The following is a 22,158-nucleotide window of genomic DNA, read 5'->3' as shown; positions in this document are numbered from 1 at the left end:
GGGCGGCGCCCGGTGGTTCCATAGCCTCATGACCGAGCAGCGACCGGACCATGCGCAAGAGCCGCTCAACGCGGACGAGATCCTCGACGTCGTCGACGAGCACGACCGGGTGGTGGGGCAGGCCCCGCGGGCCGAGAGCTATGCCCGCCGGCTGCGCACCCGGTGCGCGTTCGTCCTGGCCCGGGACGCCGAGGACCGGATCTTCGTACACCGGCGGACGCCCCAAAAGCTGGTGTTCCCCTCGCACTACGACATGTTCGTCGGCGGCGTGGTGGGCGCCGGCGAGAGCTACGACGAGGCGGCGCTGCGGGAGGCCGAGGAGGAGCTGGGGGTGTCCGGACTGGCCCGCCCGGAGCCGCTGTTCCGCTTCCTGTACGAGACGCCGGAGCACACCTGGTGGTCTGCGGTGTACCAGGTGCGCTGCACCCTTCCGGTGGCGCCCCAGGAGTCGGAGATCGACTGGCACGCCTTCCTGACCCAGGAGGAGCTGGACCGGCGGCTCGACCAGTGGCCGTGGACGCCCGACGGGCTGGCCGCCTACCGGGAGTTGACGACCCGGCGGGCGGCCGGGGAGCTCTGAGGCGACGGGCGGGCTCGCGGGCGCCGCCCGTGGCCGCCCGGCCGACGCGTCCGGGCCGGAGGTACCGTTGATCGGGTCCGCGCGGCCAGGGCCCAGGGCCGGCGCCCGCGGCGGCCGGCCGCCGGATCGACCCGACCCCCACCCGAAAGCGGACCATGACGGACCACCAGCACCCCACGGGGACCGGCACCCCCGCCCTCCCCGAGCCCTACCTCACCGAACTCGCCCCGGGCGTGCACGCGTTCATCCAGCCGGACGGCGGCTGGTGCCTGAACAACGCGGGCTTCGTCACCGACGGGACGGCGACCCTGGTGGTGGACACCGCCGCCACCGAGCGGCGGGCGCGGCTGCTGCGCCGCCGGATCGAGGAGAGCGGCGCGCCCACGCCCCGCACCGTGGTCAACACCCACCACCACGGCGACCACACCTACGGCAACGGCGTGTTCGCGCCCGAGGCCACCGTCATCGGGCACGCGGCCTGCCGCCGGGAGCTGCTGGCCGCCGGCTACCAACTGCACGCCGTGTGGCCCGACGTGCCGTACGGCGAGATCGCGCTCACCCCGCCGGAGATCACCTTCGAGGACCGGCTGACCGTCCACGCGGGCGCGATCGAGGTGCAGTTGATCCACCCCGGGGTGGCGCACACGCCCGGCGACGCCATCGTCTGGCTGCCGGAGCAGCGGGTGGTCTTCACCGGGGACCTGATCTTCAACGGGGGCACCCCGTTCCTCTTCATGGGCTCGCTGAGCGGCTCGTTGCGGGCCATCGAGCTGCTGCGGTCGCTGGACGCCACGACCGTGGTGCCCGGGCACGGCCCGGTGGCCGGCCCCGAGGTCTACGACGGCGTCGAGCGCTATCTGCGGTTCGTCCAGGAGCTGGCCCGCGCGGGGCGGGCGGCTGGGCGCACGCCGTTGGAGGTGGCCCGGGAGGCGGAGCTCGGCGAGTTCGCCGAGCTGGCCGAGCACGAGCGGCTGGTGGCCAACCTGCTGCGCGCGTACGCCGAGTTGGACGGGGCGGCGCCTGGTGCGCCGCTGGACGCGGTGGCCGGCTTCGGGGCGATGGCGGAGCTGAACGGCGGGGTGCCGCCGGCCTGCCACGCCTGACCGGCGGCCGGGGCCGGGGGCGTCGGTGGCGCAAACCCGTCGGGTGACCGACGCCCCACCGCCGGGCACTGGACTCCATACCGACTAGTCGGCATGATCAGGCGGACGGGCCCCGCCGGCCCCGGACCGTTCGACCGTCCCACCGTCCACGCTCCCTACGGAGGAAGCACGATGAGCAACGGCACCCCGCCCCCGCCGGCCACCGGTGCGGCACCACCCGGTCTCGACCTGGCGCGCCTGCGGGAGCACCTGGACCGGGAGCGTCCGGGCCTGGTGTCCGGGCCGCTGCGCGCGGAGTTGATCGAGGGCGGGCGGTCCAACCTCACCTACCGGGTCACCGACGGCGCCGCCTGGTGGGTGGTGCGCCGCCCGCCACTCGGGCACGTCCTGGCCACCGCGCACGACATGCGGCGCGAGCACCGGGTGATCAGCGCGCTGCACGGCACCGCGGTGCCGGTGCCCGAGGCGCTGCTCCTGTGCGAGGACGAGGCGGTCATCGGCGCGCCGTTCTACGTGATGGAGCTGGTGGCGGGCGTCCCGTACCGGAGCGCCGCGCAGTTGGCGCCGCTGGGACCGGAGCGGACCAGGGCGGTGGTGCTCTCCCTCGTCGACACGCTGGTGGCGCTACACGCGGTGGATCCGCAGGCGGCCCAGCTGGCCGACTTCGGGCGCCCGGACGGCTTCCTGGAGCGTCAACTGCGGCGCTGGGGCAAGCAGTTGGCGGCCTCCAAGAACCGCGACCTGCCGGGCATCGACGCGCTCCACGAGGCGCTGGGCCGGGCGCTGCCCACCTCCCCCGCGCCGACCGTGGTGCACGGCGACTACCGACTGGACAACGTCCTGGTGGGCGAGAACGACGCCATCAACGCCGTGCTGGACTGGGAGATGTCCACGCTCGGCGACCCGCTGACCGACCTCGGGCTGCTGGCGATGTACTGCACCGACCTGGGGCTGCCGCAGTCGCCGGTCAGCACCACCAGCGGCGCGCCCGGGCACCCCGACCCGGACGAACTGATCGCCCGTTATGCCGAACGCTCCGGCCGGGACGTCTCGGGGATCGCCTGGTACGCCGCGTTCGCGTGGTTCAAACTCGCGGTGATCCTCGAAGGCATCCACTACCGCTACACGCTCGGCCAGACGGTCGGCGCCGGCTTCGACCGGATCGGCGAGCTGGTGCCCGTCTTCATCGACCGCGGACTGACCACTCTCAAGGAAGGCTGAGGCAGCGATGGACTTCGCATTCGACGCCCGTACCGAGGAACTGCGGGCGCGGCTGAAGGCGTTCATGGCCGAGCACGTGTATCCGGCCGAAGCCGTCGTCGAGGAGCAGCGGGCCGCGCTGGCCTCGCCGTGGGACACCCCGCCGGTGGTGGAGGAGCTCAAGGCCGAGGCGCGGCGGCAGGGGCTGTGGAACCTCTTCTTGCCCGATGAGGAGCACGGCGCGGGGCTGACCAATCTCCAGTACGCGCCGCTGGCCGAACTCACCGGTCGCAGCCCCCAGTTGGCGCCGACCGCGCTGAACTGCGCGGCGCCGGACACCGGCAACATGGAGGTGCTGGCGCAGTTCGGCAACGAGCAGCAACGCAAGCGGTGGCTGGAACCGCTGCTGGCCGGGGAGATCCGCTCGGCGTTCGCGATGACCGAGCCGGAGGTGGCCTCGTCGGACGCCACCAACATCGAGACCCGGATCGAGCGGGACGGCGATGACTACGTCATCAACGGCCGCAAGTGGTACATCTCCGGGGCGATGAACCCGCTGTGCCGGATCTTCATCGTGATGGGCAAGACCGATCCGAACGGCCCGGACATCCGCCGCCAACAGTCGATGGTGCTGGTGCCGCGGGACACCCCGGGCCTGACCGTCAAGCGCGCGATGCAGGTCTACGGCTACGAGGACCACTACCACGGCGGGCACGCGGAGGTGGTCTTCGAGGACGTCCGGGTGCCGGTGGGCCATCTGATCGGCGAGGAGGGCGGCGGATTCGCCATCGCCCAGGCGCGGTTGGGGCCCGGTCGGATCCATCACTGCATGCGGCTGATCGGGATGGCCGAGCGGGCGATCGAGCTGATGTGTCGGCGGGCGGTGGCCCGTACCGCGTTCGGGAAGCCGCTGGCCGGGCAGGGCGTGGTCCAGGAGTGGATCGCCGACGCCCGGGTGGCGGTGGAGCAGCTGCGACTGCTGGTGCTGAAGACCGCCTGGCTGATGGACACCGTCGGCAACAAGGGCGCGCACACCGAGATCCAGGCCATCAAGATCGCCACCCCGCGCACGGTCGTGGACATCCTCGACAAGGCGGTGCAGTTGCACGGCGCCGGCGGGGTCAGCCAGGACTTCCCCCTGGCCGAACTGTGGGCCGGCGCCCGCACGTTGCGCCTGGCCGACGGCCCCGACGAGGTCCACCAGCGGTCGCTGGCACGGCGGGAGATCAGGCGGTACCAGTAGGGGCGCGGGGGCGCCCCCGGGCCCCGGGGGGGCGGGAATAGCCGCCCCTCGCAATCTCGTTAAGGCCCCGCAGGGGGCGCGCTCGACCCCTACGGGGACCGTTCGACCGCGCCCTACGGGTCCCGAGACCGCCCCCACGGCCCTGCGCTCCGGGGCGCGCGAACGGCCACCCTCCGTGTTGGTGCTGGAGGGTGGCCGTTGGGCTCGCGACCTCAGTGGTGGAACGCTCCGCCCTTGACGGCGGTGACGAACGACGACCAGTCGTCGGCCGAGAACATCAGCGCCGGGCCGTGCGGGTCTTTGCTGTCACGGACGGGGACGGTTCCGGGGAAGTCGTCGGAGACTTCGACACAGCTGGATTGCCCATTGCTGTAGCTGGACTTTCGCCACGTCACGCGGTCCAGGTCAGCCCTGCTCATAGTTTCCTGCCATTTCGAGTATCAGGCGCCTTGACGCCTCTTCGGGCATTGCCTTGGCCCAGATGTCGCGGAACGCGCTGTCATAGCGTTCAACCTCTCGGGGCCTATCCAAGTAGAGGTCCCCCGTGTAGCCGTCTGCGTAGACGGTCGGGGGTTCCGTTTCTCTCCCATTGCCAGTAAGCGGAAATCGGAGAATCTGGAACTGACCCGACATTACGCCTCGGTGCAAGCCGGCGCTGAACGGGACTACCTTGATCGTCACCGTGGGCAGAAGGCTCGCCTTCCCCAAGTGGCGAAGTTGCCCCGCCATCACGTTGTTCCCACCGACCGGACGCTTCAACACTGCTTCGTTGAGTGCCACGTTGAGCGTGGGTGGCTGTGTCACTCGGGTCAGGAGTGTCTGACGCTTGATGCGCACCTGAACCCGTCGAGCAATCTCGCCCGGCTCTTCGTCGGGGTTGTCTGCCTGAATGACGGTGCGGGCGTACTCGTCGGTTTGGAGTAGGCCGGGGATCAACTCCGGTTCGTACCAGTCAAGGTGCGTTGCCGCCTCCTCCAGCCCGATATAGAGATCGAACCCTTCGGGGATCGCGTCCCCGTATGCGTGCCACCATCCTTTCGCCTTCGTTTCGTGCGCAAGCCCTACAAGCGCCTCAGTGAGTGCGGGCGATGCGCCATAGAGTTCGCACATTGCCTTTACCTCTACGGCGCGAGACGAGACCTTCCCCTGCTCCACGCGCCACATGGTTGTCGGCGAACGCTCCAGCAGCTTGGCTGCCGCGTTCACCTTGAGTCCCGCGCGTTCGCGCAACTCCCCCAAGATCCGCCCCAGTTGTCGTCTTGGCACCGTTGATCCGGTCGGACCGTCCGGTTCGGCCACACCTACCCCCTCCGATCGAAGTGAAAGACTCCCGCGCCATGAATGAAAGCATCACCCGATGCCGTCTGCAATGCACGTCAACTAGCTGAAAAACCACCGCATGAAAGATTGCACGAGAGCGTGCGGCCGGAGCATTCTGGCACCTCCCGACCCGCTCAACTGGTGTACGCGGGACGGGAGAAGAGCGGTCGGCACCCGCAGCCATACGCCGACCGCTGAAGACCACGGGCCATGTAAAGACCCCCGCGACGGGGCGAACGTCCGGGGGCGTGGCCCTCAACCCCACGGAGGTTGAAGACAGTGCTCCACACTATCCGAGCGATCACCGCATCACTGCTCGGCCGGTTACTGCCCGCCCATGGCAGTCATCGATCCGCCGGTGTGTCGACTGCCGTTGGGCGCCCAGACACCCTCAAGTTCGTACTCCCCCAGGCTCCCGCCGACCAGCCGCTACAGGGTGAGGACGGGCCCTTGATCCGTCCGTACGTCCTGACGCCCGAGGAGCGCCGGGAGCGGCGGTTGCGGCGGGGGCGGCGTCGGGCGTTGTGGCTCGCGGTGCATGGCGTCGATGCCGGGCCGCGGTGGATTCACGGTGCGGAGGTGGTGAGTTGATGCCTGACATGAACGGCCCCATTCACCTGCCGGACCCGTTTCCCCTGCCGGAGCCCCAGCCGGCTGCCGGGTGCGACGTGTGCGGCGCGCTGGCCCAGCAGCGTGCACAGGCGGACGCCATCGGGGACAGGTCAAGGGTGAGCGACTGCAACGTCGAGATGCGTCGCCACCCCCACGGAAAGGCAGTGCGCACGTGAGCATCGGCGCCTGGATGCGGTGGCGTTGGTGACGCTCCGCGCCGCAGGATCGAGGATCGGAGTCCCGCCTCGCCTGAAGGCGGGGATCCCTCCGGAGAAGAAGGACGGGGCTGGGTGCGCCTCGTGGGGGACGAGGTACACCAGGCCAGGCAAGGACACACGCGGCCCGCTCCGTCGGGACCCGTAGGGCGCGGTCGAACGGTTCCCGTAGGGGTCGGGCGCGCCCCCTGCGGGGCCTCAACGAGCTGCGGGGGGCGGCTATTCCCGAGGGACGGGGATGGCGGCTATTCCCGGGCGACGGGGGTGACGTCTGTTCCCGGGAGGGGCAGGGGCGGGGGCGGCTGTTCCCGGGGGTACGGGATGGCGACTGTTCCCGGGGTACGGGGTGGGGATATCCCTGGGGGCCGAAGCCCGGGATGGCGATATTCCCGCTACGGCCGCAAGGCCCGCAGCAAGAGGTCGGCCAGGTGGTCGGCGACCTGTTGCGGCGTCAGCGGGCCGTTCTCGCGGTACCAGGTGCCCAGGTGGTGGACCGAGCCGAAGTGGTAGTCGACGACCAGGTCGGCAGGGACGTCCGCGGTGAAGACGCCGGTGCGCTGGCCCTCTTCGACCAGGGCGCGGAACCGCTCGTGGTAGCGGCGCCGTTCGGCCCGCACCTGCTTGTCCTTCTCCGGGCTCAGGTGGTGCATCGAGCGGAAGAAGATCTTGGTGTCGTCGAGGTTCTCGATGGTGGTGACCACCACGTCCGCGGCGGCGTCCCGGAGGCGTCGCTCCACCGGGGCCTCGGCGTCCGCGAAGTGGTCAAGGCGCTCCTGCTGGAGCCGCAGCACCCGCCCGTAGACCTCGTGGAGCAGGTCCTCCTTGGAGCCGAAGTAGTGGTACAGGGCGCCCTTGGTGACGCCCGCCGCGTCGACGATCTCCTGGACGGAGGTGCGGTCGTAGCCCTGCTCCGCGAAGAGCCGGGTGGCGGTGGCCAGCAGCCGCCGCGCCACCGGCTTCGCCGTGCCGTTGCCGCCGCTGGTGCCGCCCTTGTTGCCGGCCATCGCCCTCACCCGTTCCTTACGTTCCTCACGTGCGTCGGTCCTGCGCGCCGGCCGCCCGTCCGTCGTCCGCCGGCCGGTCAGCCGCGCCCGCGCAGTTCCCGTCGGAGGATCTTGCCACTCGTGGTCTTGGGAAGCTCCGGCAGGACCTCCACCGCGCGGGGGTATTTGTACGCGGCGAGCCGTTCCTTGCAGTAGCCGGCCAGCTCGTCGGGGGTACAGGAGGCGCCCGGGCGCAGGCTGACGTACGCCTTGACGGTCTCCCCGCGGTAGGCGTCCGGCACCCCGACGACGGCCGCCTCGCGCACCGCGGGATGGCGGTAGAGGACGTCCTCTACTTCGCGCGGCCACACCTTGAAGCCGGACGCGTTGATCATGTCCTTCTTGCGGTCGACGACGTAGAGCCAGCCGTCGCGGTCCATGAACCCGATGTCGCCGGTGCGCAGTTCGCCGCCCGGGATGGCCTCGGCGGTGGCGTCCGGGCGGCGCCAGTAGCCGGGCACCACCTGGGGTCCGCGGACGGTGATCTCCCCCTGTTCGCCGAACGGCAGGTCGCGGCCGGCCTCGTCGACGATCCGCACGACGGTGTCGGGGGCGGGGACGCCGACCGCGAGGGTGCCGGAGACCTTGTCGACCGGTGCCTGTTTCCCCGGCGGGACGCTGGCGCAGGGGGCGGTGCACTCGGTCAGGCCGTAGCCGTTGTGGAGGTAGGGCCCGAAGGTGGCGCGGAAGGTCTCGACGAGGGCGGGCGGCAGCGGGGCGCCGCCGGAGCTCAGCATCCGGAAGGAGGCGAAGTGGTCGGGGGTGGCGTCCGGGTGGGCCATGAGCGCCATGAAGGCGGTGGAGGGGCCCACGGTGAAGGCCGGGCGGTGCTCCCGGAAGGCGTCCAGGACGGTGCCGGCCTCGAAGCGGTAGGCCAGCGCGAGGGTGCCGGCGCTGGCCAGGCAGGCGGCCAGTTCGCAGACCATGCCGGTGATGTGGAAGAGCGGGGCGAGCGCGAAGTAGGCGGAACCGTCGGGAAGTTGGAGGCCGGTGCGCTGCCGTTCGGCGTTGTGGCTGATGTTGCCGTGGGTGTTGGTGGCGCCCTTGGGGGTGCCGCTGGTGCCGGAGGTGTAGCTGATGAGCGCGATGTCGGTGGCGGTCGGTGCGGGGACGGCGGGGGCCGGGGCGCCGGCGCGGGCCGCGGTGAGCAGGTCGTCGGCGCCCTCCTGGGGGCCGGCCGGTTCGGCGGGCAACACCCGGGGGTCGCCGCGGGTTTGCAGGCCGCGCTCGTCGGCGGTCAGCGCGAGCCTGATGGAGGGCGCCTGCGCGGCAGTGTCGCGCAGGAACGCCGCCCAGGTGCGGTCCGCGCAGATCACCGCGGTGACCTCGGCGTCGTCCAGCACGTGCCGGGTCTCGGCCGCCTTGTACATGGGGTTGACCGGGACGACCACGCCGCCGGCCTTCCACACCGCGAGCACGGCGAGCACATAGTGCGGGGTGTTCTGGAGCATCACCACGGCGCGGTCGCCGGGGCGCAGGCCGCGGGCGGCGAGGTGGCCGGCGAGGCCGTCGGAGAGCGCGTCGGTCTCGGCGTAGCTGAGGCGGCCGTCGAAGTAGGCGAGCGCGGTGCGGTCGGGGGCGCGGGTGACCGCGGCCCTGAAGGCGTGCAGGGCGGAGGGCGGGGCCTGGACGGGGGCCCGTTGGGCGTCGGTGAGTTGGGCCAGCCACGGTTTGTCCTCGTAGGTGGTCACCGGGCCTCCCCCGTGCGCGCCTCCAGCTTCTGTTGCAGCTGGTTCATGCCGGTGAGCCAGCGGTCCGGGTCGGCGGACCGGGCGGTGTAGTAGTCGGCGACCTCGGGGTGCGGCAGGACCAGGAAGCGGCCGGCGTCCATGGCCGCGAAGAGGGCGTCGGCGACGGCGTCCGGTTCGATGGCGGTCGGGGTCAGCACGAGGTCGCCGGCGGCCCCGGTGGCGGCGAGCATGTCGGTGCGCACGCCCTGCGGGCAGATGGCGTGCACCTCGATGCCGCGGTGGCGGTAGGTCAGCGACAGCCACTCGGCGAAGGCGTAGGCGCCGTGCTTGGTGACGCTGTAGGGGGCCGCGGCGACCATGGTGAGCAGGCCGGCGGCGGAGACCGTGGAGACGAACCGGCCGCTGCCGCGCGCCAGCCAGTCGGGAAGCAGCTCGCGGGCCGCCCGGACGTGCGCCATGACGTTGACGTCCCAGGCCAACGCCCAGTCGTCCTCGGGGGCTTGGGGGCCGCCGCCGGTGCCGACGCCGGCGTTGGCGCAGAAGACGTCGATGGCGCCGCCGAGCGCCTCGCGGGCCGGGCCGACGACCGCGGAGGCGTCCCCGGGGACGGCGAGCGCCCCGATCTCCTCGGCGGTCTTGCGGGCCTTGGCCTCGTCCAGGTCGTTGACCACGACCCGGGCGCCCTCGGCGGCGAACCGGCGGGCCAGTGCGGCACCGATCCCCCCGCCCGCTCCGGTCACGACAACGCCCTTGTCCCGTACGGCTGCCACGCTGCGTCTCCCTCGGTCGCCTGACTTGGCCGGGTTACCGGCAGGGGCAGACTAACCAGTCGGTATGTCCGAGCGGAAGACTCCTTTTCGACGCGGAACCACGGGAGTTCGGCCAGCGAGCAGGGGACGCACGGGTCCGGCGCGGCCGGGCGCGTTCCGCAGCGGGCCGGTGGGCGTTAGCGTGCGCACGACACGTATCCGGTCGGCGACCGATCACGGAGGTACGGCGATGGCTCTGTCGAGACGCGTTCTGCTGGGGCGGTTGGCGGCGGGCGGGGCGGCCGCGGCGACGGTCGGTGCGGGCCCCGCGCAGGCCGCGCCGCGGGTGGCCGGGCGGCGGGTGCGCACCGGCTTCGACCACCTGGCCGCGGACGGCTACCGCCTGTTGGACGGCGAGCGGGTCGGCATCGTCACCAACCCCACCGGCGTGACCCACGACGTGCGGCACATCGTGGACGTGATGCACGCCGACCCCCGGGTCCGCCTCACCGCCGTCTTCGGCCCGGAGCACGGCTTTCGGGGCACCGCGCAGGCCGGCGGCTCCGAGGGGCGCTACCGGGACCCGGCCACCGGCCTGATGGTCTACGACGCCTACGACAAGACCGTCCAGGAGCTGCGGGGCCTCTTCGCCGAATCCGGTGTGGACACCGTCCTGTTCGACATCCAGGACGTCGGCGCCCGCTTCTACACCTACGTCTGGACGCTCTACGACTGCATGGTGGCGGCCGCCCTGGCGGGCCTGCGGTTCGTGGTGCTGGACCGCCCCAACCCGGTGACCGGGCGGGCCGCGACCGGGCCCGTCCTTCATCGGCGCTTCGCCTCGTTCGTCGGCCGGGAGCCGATCGCGCAGGCGCATGGGATGACGGTGACCGAGCTGGCGCGGCTGTTCAACGGCGAGTTCGTGCCGCGGGCCGCCGGGCGGCCGGTGGAGCTGGCCACCGTCGCGATGACCGGCTGGCGGCGCGCGGACTTCTTCGACGCGACCGGGCTGCCCTGGGTGCCGCCCAGCCCCAACATGCCCACCCCCGACACCGCGCTGGCCTACGCCGGCACCGGCCTGTTCGAGGGCACCAACCTCTCCGAGGGCCGGGGCACCACCCGGCCCTTCGAACTCCTCGGCGCCGAGGGCCTGGACCGCCGGTGGGCCGAGGCCGCGGGCGAACTCGGCCTGCCCGGTGTGCACTTCCGGGAGGCGTACTTCGTGCCGACCTTCTCCAAGTTCCAGGGCAAGACGGTCGGCGGCGTGCAACTGCACGTCCACGACCGGGCCGCGTTCGACCCGGTGCGGACCGGCATCGGCCTGCTGGTCACCGCCAAGCGGCTCTGGCCGCACTTCGCCTGGCTCGCCGACCACTTCGACCATCTGGCGGGCACCGCCACCGTCCGCACGATGATCGACGCGGGCGCCGACACGGACGAGGTGGTGGGGGCGTGGCGGGCGGAGCTGGCGCGCTTCGGGGCGGCGCGGGAGCGGTATCTGCGGTACCGGTAGGCGGGGCCCACGCGCCCCATCTCGTCATCCGGGACGGGTCGTTCACGCTCTTGACTGCCCTGTACACCGACCGTGAGAGTGCGCAGGTGCACAGAGACGCGACAGCAGCAGCACCGGCGGCCGGCGAGCCGACCGGGGAGCCGGCCGGCGGCGAGCGCCTGCGGCGGGTGGCGGTGGCCTCGTTCATCGGGACGGCCATCGAGTTCTACGACTTCTACATCTACGGGACCGCCGCCGCCCTGGTCCTCAACAAGGCGTTCTTCCCGACCCTCGACCCGGTCAACGCCACCCTGGCGTCGTTCTCCACCTACGCGGTGGCGTTCGCCGCCCGGCCGCTGGGCTCGGTGGTCTTCGGGCACTTCGGCGACCGGGTCGGCCGGAAGTCGGTCCTGGTGGCCTCGTTGCTGCTGATGGGGCTGTCGACGGCGTGCGTGGGGCTGTTGCCTGGATACGGCACGCTGGGCGTCTGGGCCCCGTTGCTGTTGATCCTGTTGCGCTTCCTGCAGGGGATCGGGCTCGGTGGCGAGTGGGGCGGGGCGGCGCTGCTGGCGGTCGAGCACGCGCCGCGCGGCCGCCGCGGGCTGTACGCCGCGTTTCCGCAACTCGGGCCGTCCGTGGGGTTCTTCGCGGCGACCGGGGTGTTCTGGCTGCTGTCGGAGGCGATGAGCGACGCGGCGTTCGCGTCGTGGGGTTGGCGGGTGCCGTTCCTGCTGTCGTTCCTGCTGGTGGGGGTGGGGCTGTTCGTCCGGCTGAAGATCAGCGAGACGCCGGTCTTCGCGCGGGTGTTGGACGCGCAGGAGGCCAGCCGGGTCCCGGTGTTGGACGTGCTGCGCCGCCATCCGCGCCAACTCCTGCTGGGCACCGGCGGGATGGTGGTCGCCTACGGCCTGTTCTACACCGCGACCACCTACTGCCTCTCCTACGCCACCGGCACCCTGGGCATCTCCCGCACCACCATGCTCGGCCTGTCGCTGGTCGCCTGTCTGTTCCTGGCCGCGGGCACCTGGCTGGCGGCCACCCGCTCCGACCAGTTGGGGCGCCGGAAGCTGGTCCTGGGCGGCTCCGGGCTCGCGATGGTGTGGGGGCTGGCACTCTTCCCGCTGCTGGACACCCGGCAACCGGTGCTGATCGCGCTGGGCGTCGGCGGCGCGCTGCTCTGCATGGGCGTGGTCTACGGGCCGATGGGCGCCTATCTGCCGGAGCTGTTCGGGGCCACCGTGCGCTACTCGGGCGCCTCGCTCGCCTACAACCTCGGCGGGGTGCTGGGCGGGGCCATCGCGCCGCTGGTCGCCACCCGGCTCCAGGCGGCGTTCGGTTCGGCGTCGGTGGGCTGGTACGTCAGCGCGATGGCGTTGGTGTCGCTGGGGTGCGTGCTGGCGCTGCCGGAGACCCGGGAGCGGGAACTGCTCGGCTGAGCCGGGCCGTTGGGGCGGCTCAGGGCCGCAGCCACCACCGTTCACTCTCCCAGGAGAGCGCCTCCCACAGGCGGTTGAGGGGGTGCTCGGGGCCGTAGGAGGCGCGTTCGCCGCGCCGGGTGAAGGCGCCGACCAGGACCTCCGTGCGGGGGCCGACGTCGCCGGTGACCTCCAGGGTGCGCAGCCCGTCGGCCTCCGGGAGGTGCCCGTCGGAGGCGGCCTCGCCCAGGCCCCGGGTGACCAGCATCGCGCCGCTGACCACGCCCGAGCGCAGCAGCTCGAAGCCGTAGTGCGCGGCCTCTATCTCGGCCGCGACGGTCAGCCGTTGGCGGTAGTCGCTGCCGTACCAGGCGGTCAGGAAGCGGCCGATCAGCCCGCCGGTGGAGACCACCAGCGGCAGCCGCGGCAGGTCGCGGGCATGCACGGTGCCGCCGGGCAGCCGTTCCGGCGGGAGGTTGGTCAGCAGGGCCAGCCCGGTGCGCCGCCACTCCAGCACCTCGAACGGGGCGAGTTGGGCGGCCTCCTCGCCCTCGGTGACCACCACGCTGCCGCAGACCAGGTCCAGTTCCTTGGAGCGGAGCTTGGTGAAGAGGTCGCCGGTGCGGACGTGGGTGATCTTCAGGTCGACGCCCTCGCGGTCGAAGTCCTCGCTGACGTACTCCACGGCGTCCAGGAGGAAGCCGAGGGTGTAGCGGGTGGTGCCGACGGAGAGCGTGCGGCCGAGCCGGCGGCGGGCGTCGTGGACGCCCTCGGTCCAGGCGCCGAGGGTGCGCCGGGCCAGATCGACCAGCGCCTCGCCGGTGGCGGTGAACAGGGCGTCGCGGCCGCGGCCCTGCTTACGGACCAACTCCTCGCCGCACAGCGCCGCGAACGTGCGGTTCATGGTGTCGAGTTGCTTCTGCACGCTGGACTGTTCGCGGCCCAGTCGGCGGGCGGCCGCCAGCGCGGTGCCCGTCTCGTGCACCGTGATCAGCGTGCGGAGCTGGTCCATCGTGGTGTCGAGCAGCCCGGACGGGTACTGCTGCGGAATCGGATGTGGCTGCGGACCGGACACGACCATGGCCCTACTCGCTTTCCCTTCCCCCGAATTCAGGAATGAGCAGCATAGCCGCACCCGAAAACTGCTCCGGAGATCATCGGGGATTATCTGCGGATTTCTTCCGGAAAATGCTGGATGCGTTAGCGGTACCCGTGGAATGGTCGGGGCAATCGCGCACCGCACAACTACGTTCTTCACAAGGGGAGTTAAGCTCGTGAGCCATTCCCAGGCCGCCCTTCGGCGGCCCGGTACCCTCGTCGCCGCCGTGGCCTGCTCGGCGGCGTCGGCGCTGGCCGCTTTCGCCGGCGCGCTCGTCGTCCTCACCCGGGGCCGCGGCCTCGCGGTCGAGAACATCGAGCAACTCATCCGGGACGCCCCGGAAGACGTCGGGCTGCGCGTCGGCACCACGCCGGCCGCGTTCAAGGCGATGTCCGGTCCCCTGTGGGACGGGCTGGTCGACGACCGTTACAGCACGCTGCTGGCCCGCGGCGTGCTGGCCGCGATCCTCGGGCTGTGCCTGCTGGCCTTCGGCCTGTACGCCGGCAACGGCGCGGTCTGGGCACGGGTGTTGGTCACCGTCTGCGCGGTGCTGGCGGCGCCGGTGCACGCCCTGGTCTGGCTGGACCACGCGCCGACCGCGCTCCTGATACCGACGCTACTCGCGCCGGCGGCCGCGCTGGCCGCGGTGGTGCTCGCCTGGTTGCCGCCGGGCGGGCGTTATGCCGCACAGCGCAAGGAACACAAGCGGAATGCGGCGGCGGTGCAGCCGACCGGGGCGGCTTCCGCTTAATCCGCGGAAAACGGAGGGGAATTGGCGCGGCCCCGGGGTGCGGGCACCCCGGGGCCGGGCCCTTACCCGCGACTACCTATGGGCGGGGAATTCCACCACCTGCTGATAGGTGGGGCGGTTCTGCCAGGTCATCTTGGCGTGGGTCAGGCCGCCCACCGCGCGGTGCACGATCGCGTCGGCGCACCACTGGTCGCCGGCCTTGCAGTTGTCGTCGCCCGGGTAAACCTGGGCAGCGGTCTTGGCGTTGGCCTGTTGGAGGGTGACCAGCAGGGTGTCCCGGCAGGCGGAAAGGTCGCCGTTGCCGCAGTAGCGGGCCGCGAGCGGTCCCTGGACCCGGTCGCCGAGCACCGCGCGCAGGTCCTTGTCGACGTAGGACCACCAGCCGTACTGGAAGGCCGACCCGGCGTGCGCCCCGGTGGGGCCGTGGCCGGCAGACGGGGACTCGTCAATGGCGAGGTTGGCGCCCAGCGCGCCGTACAGGTCGGTGCCCAGGCCCGGTTGGAAGACGCCCTTGACCATCAGAGGCCACCAGGCGTCCATCAGCAAGATGGCGTCGGAGTGCGCGTAGGTGCCCGAGCCGGGGGTGGTCTCGCGGCGCTGGGCGCCGTCCTTGCGCCAGGCGTCCAGCCGTTGCACCGCGGTGCGCAGCGCGGGGTCGGCGATCGGCTTGCTGCCCAGGACCCGCAGCAGGTCGGGCAGCACGTCCTCGCCGCGCAGGTCGGTGAGGGCGGCGTCGGCCATCGCCCGGGTCAGGGCGGCGCGGGTGACGCCGCCGTCCCTGGTCAGCGCGCGGACCCGGTCGTCGAGGAGGTTGGCGCGGTGCACCGAGCCGTTGCCGAAGCCGGCCGAGTCGTACTCCTTGGCCTGCTTGTTGTTCCAGGAGACGTAGTAGTCCTGGTCGATCGAGTGCGGGTGCTGGGCCGGCGGGGTGTAGGCGGTGGTGTTGGTGGCCGGGTCGAAGTCCTTCCACTCGTAGGCCGGTTCGGCCTTGACGGGCAGCGCGGGGTCGACGTCGGGGTTGCGGACGGGGTTGAGGCCGCTGTTGTAGTACGCGATGTCACGGGAGTCGGCGTAGAACCAGTTGAAGGCGTAGCCGATGTGCTGGGCGGCCGCCTGGAAGCTCTTGGCGTCGCGGACGTACGCGGGGTCGTTGAGCATCTGGAAGCCGATGATGGAGTCGGCCTCGTGGCGGTAGGTGGAGCGCAGCGCGGCGTAGGCGACGGGCTTGCCGCCGACGGTGGCGCGGTGGGTGACGATGCCGTACTTGGTGCGGAAGACCTGCATCCGGTAGGAGCCGGCCGCGGTGGGGTCGGCGATGGTGGGCTTCCAGGAGGTGGTGCGCTCCAGCTTCTCCATCGGCAGGCACCGGCCGTGGTAGCGGTAGGAGGTGGACTCCTTGGTGGGCGCCGAGCCGTCCGCGTTGCACAGGTCCAGGGCGTAGGTGTCGGTGATGTCCTGGCCGGCGGAGGTGGCGCTCCAGGAGTAGTCCTGGCCGCGGCCGAGCTGGACGTACATCCCGACGCCGGCGAACGAGGCGCCGCGGGCGCTGATGCCGGGCCCCTGGATCTCCTGGAGCATCAGGAGTTGGGGCGCGAAGTAGCCGGTCTGCGGGCCGAAGACGGCGACCGGGTGGCCGCTGGCGGTGTGCTTGCCGGAGACCAGCAGGGCGTTGGACATCCCGCGGTGCTGGGTCGGATCGAAGCTCCCCTTGGGCAGCACGCCGTCCTTGAAGAGACCCTCCAACTTCCGGTACTTCTCCGGGGCCTTGACCGGGTCCCGGGGCGGGGTGGCGCTCGTGGAGGCGGCGGCGCCGGTGCGGTCGAAGACCAGCGGCTCGGGGGTGACGCTGCCGGGGTCGGGCAGGGCGGTGCCCTTGGCGTGGGCGGGCTTGACGGCGTAGGGGAAGCTCTGGCCGTCGTGCAGGGTCAGAGCCGCCTCGGGGTCGTTCCGCTCGCGGAAGGACTCCCAGACCTTGGTGCCCTTCTCCAGGCCGTACTTGTGCTGGGCGGAGAGCAGGGCGAGGGCGGACGGCACCTCTCCCCCGCCGCCGTTGCCGAAGAGGCCGCCGACGACGGAGGCCAGGGCTATCAGGTCGGTGAGCTTGAACGGCTGGATCTCGCCGGCGTTGGTGACCGCGTCGATGTGGCCGGTGACGACGTACTCGCCGGGGAAGTAGCGGCCCTTCTTGGACTGTTCGCGGTAGGCGTTGATGCCGTCCACGTACGCCTGGGCGTCGGCCATGGCCTGTTTGCCGCGGGCGCCGTTGTGGGTGCGGATGGCGTCGACCTGCGCCTGGAGGTCGGCCTCGGTGTACGGGGCGGAGGGCCAGAACTGTTGCTCCAGGCCCTGGTTGGCGGGAGCACCGCCGGCGAACGAGGTCAGCTCGCCGCGGCCGATGTGGCGGAAGAGGTCCATCAGCCACAGCCGGTCCTGGCCCGCGGCATAACCGGCGCCGTACTCGGTGCCGTAGCGGGTGGTGCCCTTGATGTGCGGGACGCCGGTCTTCTTGTCGCGGGTGATGGTGACATCGGGGCGCGGGGTGCTCACCGAGCCGATCTGGTCCTTCGGGACGCCGAAGGAGGCGTCGTTGTAGAAGTCGGTGAGGGTGGCGTCGGTGAGCGAACGGTAGCCGCCGGCAAGGGCGTTGTAGGGGGCGATCTGGTCGGTGGTGTGCGGCGGGTGGGTGCCGAACAGCTTGTTGCCGAGGATCTGCACCAGGGTGGCGTTGCCCGTCGCGCCCGGCGGGAGGATGTCCGCGCACTGGCCCTGACAGTAGTCCTCGGAAGTCTGCGGTGCGGCCGCGGCCGCGGTGGGGGGCGGTGCCAAGAACGTGGCACCCAAGGCGAACAGGGCTGCCGTGGCGGCCGTCCTGAGCCTTCCGGTACGTCGTCGCATTCCTGCTCCTCGAAGGGGTCCCTGCTCGCCACGAGCTCGGGGAGGCTGCGCCGGACGTTACCGTCGGTTACTCGTTACCGGAAGATGAACAACGGTCACCTTTTCGTACTCCCCACCGTGGGCAGGAGGTTGGGGCCGGACACCCCGGCACATCGCCACCCAAATCCGCAAGGGAATTCGATGGATCCGGGGGGCGGCCGGCTACGTCCATTCCGTGTCCAGTCGGGATCCTCCTCGGAGGTGGAAGCACCATGGCCAGTTTCAGAGCCCTCGCAGAACAGGTCCGCAATCCACGCCTCGCCACCGTTCGGCGACGCACCGCACTGCGCAAGTGCCTTGAGCGCTTCGCCCCTTACGGGCACCGCGCCACCTGGCACCACCTGTGCACCCGGGCCGGGTTCGCCACACAGGACCGCGATCCGGATCCGGCGCGGCTGGTGGCCGCGCTCGCCGAGCTGGAGGAGGCACGCGCCCTCTGGCTCGCCTACGAGCAGGAGTTCGCGGCCCGCCGCCGCCGCGAGAAGCACGAGGGCATCCGCCAACCCAGCGCCCTCGACGACTGGCACCGCCGCACCTGGGGCGGCTGCGACATCGTGCCCTGCGCCTCCCCGCACCGGCACCCGGCGGCCCGCCTCTCCGAGGTGCTGCGCCGCATGATCGCCGCGATGGAGGCGGGAGCCCCGCGCCACGACTGCCCGGTCTGCGGCGGCACCGGCTTCGCCTGGGCCCCCGGCCTGGACGGCTGCCCGGCCAACGGCCCGGCCTGCCGGGACTGCGGGGCGCTCGCCCCGGCGTCCGTCCTGACCCCCGAGGCGCTGCACACCGCCGACCTGGCCGCCGGACGGGCCTTCGCGGCGGCCTGACCCCGCCGCGCGCGAACACCGCACTCCCCTCCCACCGCGGAGTGTCAGACCCGCCTGACATCATCGGACCCATGCTCCAGATGCTGCAGGTATGTCTCAACGGCCCCCGGACGGCGGCCGATTCCGGTGCCGTGCCACTGACGCCGGCCGCGCTCGCCCAGTCGGCGCGGCGGGCGGTCGCGGCCGGCGCCCAGGACGTCCACGTCCACCCCAAGACCCCGTGCGGCCAGGACTCCCTCTCGCCGCGGGTGGTCGGCCCGGTCCTTGAGGCGATACGGGAGGCGGTGGACGTACCGGTGGGCGTGACGACCGGCGCCTGGGCCGAGCCGGACCCCGGGCGCCGGGCGGAGCGGATCGCCTCCTGGACGGTCCTGCCCGACCACGCGTCGGTCAACTGGCACGAGCCGGGCGCCGATGCGGTCGCCGCGGCGCTGCTGGCGCGCGGCGTCGGCATCGAGGCGGGCATCTGGGCCGGCACCACGGCCGCCGCCCACTTCGCCGCCTCCCCGCTGGCCCCGCGCGTGCTGCGGGTGCTCGCCGAGGTCATCGACGACACCGACCCGCACTCCGCGCCCCACACAGCCCGGCAGTTGCTCGCCGAGCTGGCCGAAATACCGCACGGCCGCCCGGTGTTGCTGCACGGCCAGAACGGCGGCGCCTGGCCGGTGCTGCGACTGGCCGCCGAGCTGGGCCTGGCCAGCCGCATCGGAATCGAGGACGCCCTCGCGCTACCGGACGGCACACCGGCGCCCGACAACGCCGAACTGATAAGCCACGTCATCGAGTTGACGGGCCCCCTTCCAGCGGCCTGACCGAGCCGGTACGTTCCGCCGCATGCCCGTCCTCGACCGCACCCCCGCCCGCGCGCCCGAGGGCTGGAGCCGCTGGCTCGTCCCGCCCGCAGCCCTGGCCATCCACCTCGCCATCGGCCAGGCGTACGCCTGGAGCGTGTTCAAGCCGCCGCTGGAGGGGGCGTTGAGGCTTTCCGGGACGGCCTCCGCGCTCCCGTTCCAGTTGGCGATCGTGACGCTGGGGCTGTCGGCGGCGTTCGGCGGCACCCTCGTCGAACGCCGCGGCCCGCGCTGGGCGATGGCGCTCTCGACGGTCTGCTTCTCCGCGGGCTTCCTGGTCTCCGCCCTGGGCGCGGCCACCGGCCGGTTCTGGTTGATCGTCGTCGGCTACGGCGCGCTCGGCGGGATCGGACTGGGCATCGGCTACATCTCCCCGGTCTCCACGCTGCTGAAGTGGTTCCCGGACCGCCCCGGCACGGCCACCGGCATCGCCATCATGGGCTTCGGCGGCGGCGCGCTGATCGCCTCGCCCGCCTCCACCCAACTCCTGGCCGCCCTGGGCACCGACGCCGCCGGCATCGCCTCGACCTTCCTGGTGATGGGCCTGGCGTACGGCGTCTTCATGACGCTCGGGGTACTGCTGGTACGGGTCCCGCCCGAGACACCACCGCCGGCCGCCGAAGCCGCGGCACCGCCCGGCCCGCCCCTCACCACCATCCAGGTCTCGGCCCGAAGCGCCCTGCGCACCCCGCAGTTCTGGTGCCTGTGGGTGGTCCTGTGCACCAACGTCACCGCGGGCATCGGCATCCTGGAGAAGGCTGCCCCGATGGTCACGGACTTCTTCGCGCGCACCACCGCCCCGGTCGGCGCCTCGGCCGCGGCCGGCTTCGTCGGGCTGCTCTCGCTGGCCAACATGGCCGGCCGGCTCACCTGGTCCGCGCTCTCCGACGTGATCGGCCGGAAGAACGTCTACCGCCTCTACCTCGGCGCCGGCGCCCTGCTGTACGTGCTGATCGTGGTGGTCGGCGACGCTTCCAAGCCACTGTTCATCGGCTGCGCGGCGGTCATCCTCTCCTTCTACGGTGGTGGATTCGCCACCGTTCCGGCGTATTTGCGCGATCTGTTCGGCACCTATCAGGTTGGCGCGATCCACGGCCGGCTGCTCACCGCCTGGTCCACCGCCGGCGTCCTCGGCCCGCTGATCGTCAACGCCGTCGCGGACGCCCGGAAGTCCGCCGGGTATGGCGGCCCGGCGCTCTACACCACTTCCTTCGCCATCATGATCGGCCTGTTGGCGGTGGGGTTCGTCGCCAACGAGCTGATCCGCCCCGTCCACCCCCGTCACCACGAACCCCCCGCGCCCGCCGGGTCCCCGGCACCGGCGGCGGCCGAAGCGAACGGAGCCGACCGGTGAACCCGCGCCGCACCGCCCTCGCGATCCTCGCCTGGCTGTGGGTCACCCTCCCGCTCGCGTACGGCCTTTACGAGCTGGCCGGGAAGGTGAAACAACTGTTCACGGGCTGATCGCGGGTGAACCTCCGCCCGGCGTCGGCCCGTTCCGCCGGTGCGGCACCCGGGCCGCGCCGGCACCGACGAGAGGGTGGCCGTCCATGCCCGAACTGCACGACCTGACCGCGCTCGAACAGGCCGCGGCGATCCGGTCGGGGGAGCTGTCCCCGGTCGAGCTCACCGACCACTACCTCGCGCGGATCGAGCGGCTGGACGACACCCTGGGCGCCTTCCTCACCCGTACCCCGGAGCTCGCCCGCGCGCAGGCCGCCCGGGCCGAGGCCGAGGCCACCGCGGCCCGCCGCGAGGACCGCGCGCTGCCACCGCTGCACGGCGTCCCGGTGCCCGTGAAGGACCTCAGCCGGGTCGCCGGGGTGCGCTGCACGATGGGCTCGGCCGCCCTGGCCGACCACGTCCCGGACACCGACGACCACGTCGTCACCGCGCTGCGCCGGGCCGGCACCATCATGCTGGGCAAGACCAACACCCCCGAATTCGGGCTGCCTTGCTACACCGAGAACCGACTCGCGCCGCCCGCCCGCACCCCCTGGGACCCGAAGCGCTCGGCGGGCGGCTCCAGCGGTGGCGCGGCCGCGGCGGTCGCCGGCGGCCTGGCGCCGGTCGCGCACGCCAGCGACGGCGGCGGCTCGATCCGCATCCCCGCGTCCTCATGCGGGCTCTACGGCATCAAGCCCAGCCGCGGCCGGATCAGCAGCGGCCCGCTGCTGCACGACGTGACGGGCCTGAGCACCTCGGGCCCGCTGGCCCGCACGGTCGCCGACGCGGCCGCGCTGCTGGACGCGATGGCCGGCACCCGGCCCGGCGACCCGTACACCGCGCCGCCGCTGCCGCCCGGCGAGACCTTCGCCGACCAGGCGCGTCGGGACCCGGGGCGGCTGCGGATCGGGGTGCTCACCCAGGCCCCGCTCCCGGACGTCACGGTGCACCCCGACTGCCGCACCGCGGTCGCCAAGACCGTCGCCCTGCTCGGCGAACTCGGCCACGAGACCGAGGAGTTGTCCCTCCCGGCCGACGACGAGATCCTGCACGCCTTCACCCGGGTCTGGTCGGTGATGGCCGCCAACCGGCCCGTCCCGCCGGGCGGCGAGGAGCTGCTGATGCCGCTCTCCCGCCATCTGCGGGCCCGCGGCCGGGAGGTCCTCGGCACCGCCTTCGCCGGCTCCCTCTACGCCTTCCGGAAGCTGGCGCAGACCCTCACCGACGGCCTGCTGTCGCCGGACACCGGCTACGACGTGCTGCTCTCCCCCACCCTGGCCGCGCCGCCGGCGACGGTCGGCGGGCTGCGCAACGACGCCGATCCGCAGGCCGAGTTCGCCGCGATCGGCCGTTTCACGCCGTTCACCGCGTTCTACAACGCCACCGGCCAGCCCGCGGTCAGCGTCCCGCTGCACTGGAACGACCAGGGGCTACCGATCGGCGTCATGCTGGGCGGCCGCTACGGCGACGAGGCCACCCTGATCGCGCTCTCCGCGCAGTTGGAGGCGGCCCGCCCGTGGGCACACCGCAAGCCGCCCGTGTGGTGAACCATCGACCGTGCCCCTAGGTCCCGTCGTCAAACTCCCGTCG

The 22,158-nt window shown here is 72.3% G+C and carries 18 protein-coding genes; 11 read left to right on the top strand and 7 right to left on the bottom strand.

Annotation, left to right across the window (positions count from 1 at the left end):
* Positions 1-28: 28 nt before the first annotated feature.
* From ACFVFQ_RS20010 to ACFVFQ_RS19995, 4 genes are all read left to right on the top strand, one after another.
* Positions 29-580, top strand: coding sequence for an NUDIX domain-containing protein (locus tag ACFVFQ_RS20010; RefSeq protein ID WP_383417689.1), 552 nt, complete (start codon positions 29-31; stop codon positions 578-580).
* 155 nt (positions 581-735) lie between these two features.
* Positions 736-1,683, top strand: coding sequence for an MBL fold metallo-hydrolase (locus ACFVFQ_RS20005; protein ID WP_383417686.1), 948 nt, complete (start codon positions 736-738; stop codon positions 1,681-1,683).
* Between the two features lie 171 nt (positions 1,684-1,854).
* Entirely contained in the window at positions 1,855-2,904 is a 1,050-nt protein-coding gene (locus tag ACFVFQ_RS20000; RefSeq protein ID WP_383417683.1) for a phosphotransferase family protein, read from the top strand.
* Positions 2,905-2,911: 7 nt separating this feature from the next.
* Complete coding sequence (locus ACFVFQ_RS19995) at positions 2,912-4,126, top strand: acyl-CoA dehydrogenase family protein (protein ID WP_383417676.1); 1,215 nt, start codon at positions 2,912-2,914, stop codon at positions 4,124-4,126.
* A gap of 212 nt (positions 4,127-4,338) precedes the next feature.
* Here ACFVFQ_RS19995 and ACFVFQ_RS19990 read toward each other — a convergent pair whose 3' ends face one another.
* The 5 genes from ACFVFQ_RS19990 to ACFVFQ_RS19970 form a co-directional block, all read right to left on the bottom strand.
* A complete protein-coding gene (locus ACFVFQ_RS19990) occupies positions 4,339-4,545 on the bottom strand; it encodes a DUF397 domain-containing protein (protein ID WP_383417673.1) in 207 nt (68 codons plus the stop codon).
* Positions 4,532-5,425 carry a helix-turn-helix domain-containing protein gene (locus ACFVFQ_RS19985; protein WP_383417670.1) on the bottom strand — a complete coding sequence of 298 codons (894 nt, stop codon included), beginning with the start codon at positions 5,423-5,425 and terminating at the stop codon, positions 4,532-4,534. Before ACFVFQ_RS19985 ends, ACFVFQ_RS19990 begins: the two co-directional genes overlap by 14 nt.
* A gap of 1,240 nt (positions 5,426-6,665) precedes the next feature.
* Positions 6,666-7,277, bottom strand: a complete 612-nt coding sequence (locus ACFVFQ_RS19980) for a TetR/AcrR family transcriptional regulator (RefSeq protein WP_383417667.1) — start codon at positions 7,275-7,277, stop codon at positions 6,666-6,668.
* Between the two features lie 77 nt (positions 7,278-7,354).
* On the bottom strand, positions 7,355-9,007 hold the full coding sequence (locus ACFVFQ_RS19975) for a class I adenylate-forming enzyme family protein (RefSeq protein WP_383417664.1): 1,653 nt from the start codon (positions 9,005-9,007) through the stop codon (positions 7,355-7,357).
* Positions 9,004-9,777, bottom strand: a complete 774-nt coding sequence (locus ACFVFQ_RS19970; protein ID WP_383417661.1) for an SDR family oxidoreductase — start codon at positions 9,775-9,777, stop codon at positions 9,004-9,006. The genes ACFVFQ_RS19975 and ACFVFQ_RS19970 overlap by 4 nt, the downstream gene beginning before the upstream one ends.
* A gap of 229 nt (positions 9,778-10,006) precedes the next feature.
* On the opposite strand from ACFVFQ_RS19970, the gene ACFVFQ_RS19965 reads away from it, so the two are divergent.
* Both ACFVFQ_RS19965 and ACFVFQ_RS19960 read left to right on the top strand, forming a co-directional pair.
* A complete protein-coding gene (locus ACFVFQ_RS19965) occupies positions 10,007-11,269 on the top strand; it encodes an exo-beta-N-acetylmuramidase NamZ domain-containing protein (protein WP_383417658.1) in 1,263 nt (420 codons plus the stop codon).
* Between the two features lie 86 nt (positions 11,270-11,355).
* Positions 11,356-12,684 (top strand): MFS transporter, encoded by a 1,329-nt coding sequence (locus ACFVFQ_RS19960; protein ID WP_383417655.1) that lies wholly within the window; start codon positions 11,356-11,358, stop codon positions 12,682-12,684.
* Positions 12,685-12,703: 19 nt separating this feature from the next.
* On the opposite strand, the gene ACFVFQ_RS19955 is transcribed toward ACFVFQ_RS19960, so the two are convergent.
* Positions 12,704-13,744, bottom strand: coding sequence for a LysR family transcriptional regulator (locus tag ACFVFQ_RS19955; RefSeq protein WP_383417652.1), 1,041 nt, complete (start codon positions 13,742-13,744; stop codon positions 12,704-12,706).
* A 193-nt stretch (positions 13,745-13,937) separates the two neighbouring features.
* On the opposite strand from ACFVFQ_RS19955, the gene ACFVFQ_RS19950 reads away from it, so the two are divergent.
* Positions 13,938-14,513, top strand: coding sequence for a hypothetical protein (locus ACFVFQ_RS19950; RefSeq protein WP_383417649.1), 576 nt, complete (start codon positions 13,938-13,940; stop codon positions 14,511-14,513).
* Positions 14,514-14,585: 72 nt separating this feature from the next.
* Here ACFVFQ_RS19950 and ACFVFQ_RS19945 read toward each other — a convergent pair whose 3' ends face one another.
* Positions 14,586-17,408, bottom strand: coding sequence for a penicillin acylase family protein (locus ACFVFQ_RS19945; RefSeq protein WP_383417646.1), 2,823 nt, complete (start codon positions 17,406-17,408; stop codon positions 14,586-14,588).
* Positions 17,409-17,659: 251 nt separating this feature from the next.
* On the opposite strand from ACFVFQ_RS19945, the gene ACFVFQ_RS19940 reads away from it, so the two are divergent.
* From ACFVFQ_RS19940 to ACFVFQ_RS19925, 4 genes are all read left to right on the top strand, one after another.
* On the top strand, positions 17,660-18,271 hold the full coding sequence (locus ACFVFQ_RS19940; protein ID WP_383417641.1) for a hypothetical protein: 612 nt from the start codon (positions 17,660-17,662) through the stop codon (positions 18,269-18,271).
* A gap of 80 nt (positions 18,272-18,351) precedes the next feature.
* Positions 18,352-19,083 (top strand): 3-keto-5-aminohexanoate cleavage protein, encoded by a 732-nt coding sequence (locus ACFVFQ_RS19935; protein WP_383417971.1) that lies wholly within the window; start codon positions 18,352-18,354, stop codon positions 19,081-19,083.
* 22 nt (positions 19,084-19,105) lie between these two features.
* On the top strand, positions 19,106-20,476 hold the full coding sequence (locus ACFVFQ_RS19930) for an OFA family MFS transporter (RefSeq protein ID WP_383417637.1): 1,371 nt from the start codon (positions 19,106-19,108) through the stop codon (positions 20,474-20,476).
* Between the two features lie 196 nt (positions 20,477-20,672).
* Positions 20,673-22,115 carry an amidase gene (locus ACFVFQ_RS19925; protein ID WP_383417634.1) on the top strand — a complete coding sequence of 481 codons (1,443 nt, stop codon included), beginning with the start codon at positions 20,673-20,675 and terminating at the stop codon, positions 22,113-22,115.
* The last annotated feature ends 43 nt before the right edge of the window (positions 22,116-22,158 follow it).

The sequence above is a fragment of the Streptomyces sp. NPDC057743 genome (genome assembly GCF_042798755.1).
In the GTDB taxonomy this organism is placed as follows: Bacteria; Actinomycetota; Actinomycetes; order Streptomycetales; family Streptomycetaceae; genus Streptomyces.
Note: the sequence above shows the minus strand (reverse complement) of the source record. Positions and strands in the feature narration are given on the sequence as shown.

Bases quoted from the DNA above. Each gene is read 5' to 3' on its own strand.
- ACFVFQ_RS19980 (WP_383417667.1), bottom strand. From the start codon at position 7,277: ATGGCCGGCAACAAGGGCGGCACCAGCGGCGGCAACGGCACGGCGAAG.
- ACFVFQ_RS19930 (WP_383417637.1), top strand. From the start codon at position 19,106: ATGCCCGTCCTCGACCGCACCCCCGCCCGCGCGCCCGAGGGCTGGAGC.
- ACFVFQ_RS19945 (WP_383417646.1), bottom strand. From the start codon at position 17,408: ATGCGACGACGTACCGGAAGGCTCAGGACGGCCGCCACGGCAGCCCTG.
- ACFVFQ_RS19995 (WP_383417676.1), top strand. From the start codon at position 2,912: ATGGACTTCGCATTCGACGCCCGTACCGAGGAACTGCGGGCGCGGCTG.
- ACFVFQ_RS19940 (WP_383417641.1), top strand. From the start codon at position 17,660: ATGGCCAGTTTCAGAGCCCTCGCAGAACAGGTCCGCAATCCACGCCTC.
- ACFVFQ_RS20000 (WP_383417683.1), top strand. From the start codon at position 1,855: ATGAGCAACGGCACCCCGCCCCCGCCGGCCACCGGTGCGGCACCACCC.
- ACFVFQ_RS19965 (WP_383417658.1), top strand. From the start codon at position 10,007: ATGGCTCTGTCGAGACGCGTTCTGCTGGGGCGGTTGGCGGCGGGCGGG.
- ACFVFQ_RS19955 (WP_383417652.1), bottom strand. From the start codon at position 13,744: ATGGTCGTGTCCGGTCCGCAGCCACATCCGATTCCGCAGCAGTACCCG.
- ACFVFQ_RS19935 (WP_383417971.1), top strand. From the start codon at position 18,352: ATGCTGCAGGTATGTCTCAACGGCCCCCGGACGGCGGCCGATTCCGGT.
- ACFVFQ_RS20010 (WP_383417689.1), top strand. From the start codon at position 29: ATGACCGAGCAGCGACCGGACCATGCGCAAGAGCCGCTCAACGCGGAC.
- ACFVFQ_RS19990 (WP_383417673.1), bottom strand. From the start codon at position 4,545: ATGAGCAGGGCTGACCTGGACCGCGTGACGTGGCGAAAGTCCAGCTAC.
- ACFVFQ_RS19925 (WP_383417634.1), top strand. From the start codon at position 20,673: ATGCCCGAACTGCACGACCTGACCGCGCTCGAACAGGCCGCGGCGATC.
- ACFVFQ_RS20005 (WP_383417686.1), top strand. From the start codon at position 736: ATGACGGACCACCAGCACCCCACGGGGACCGGCACCCCCGCCCTCCCC.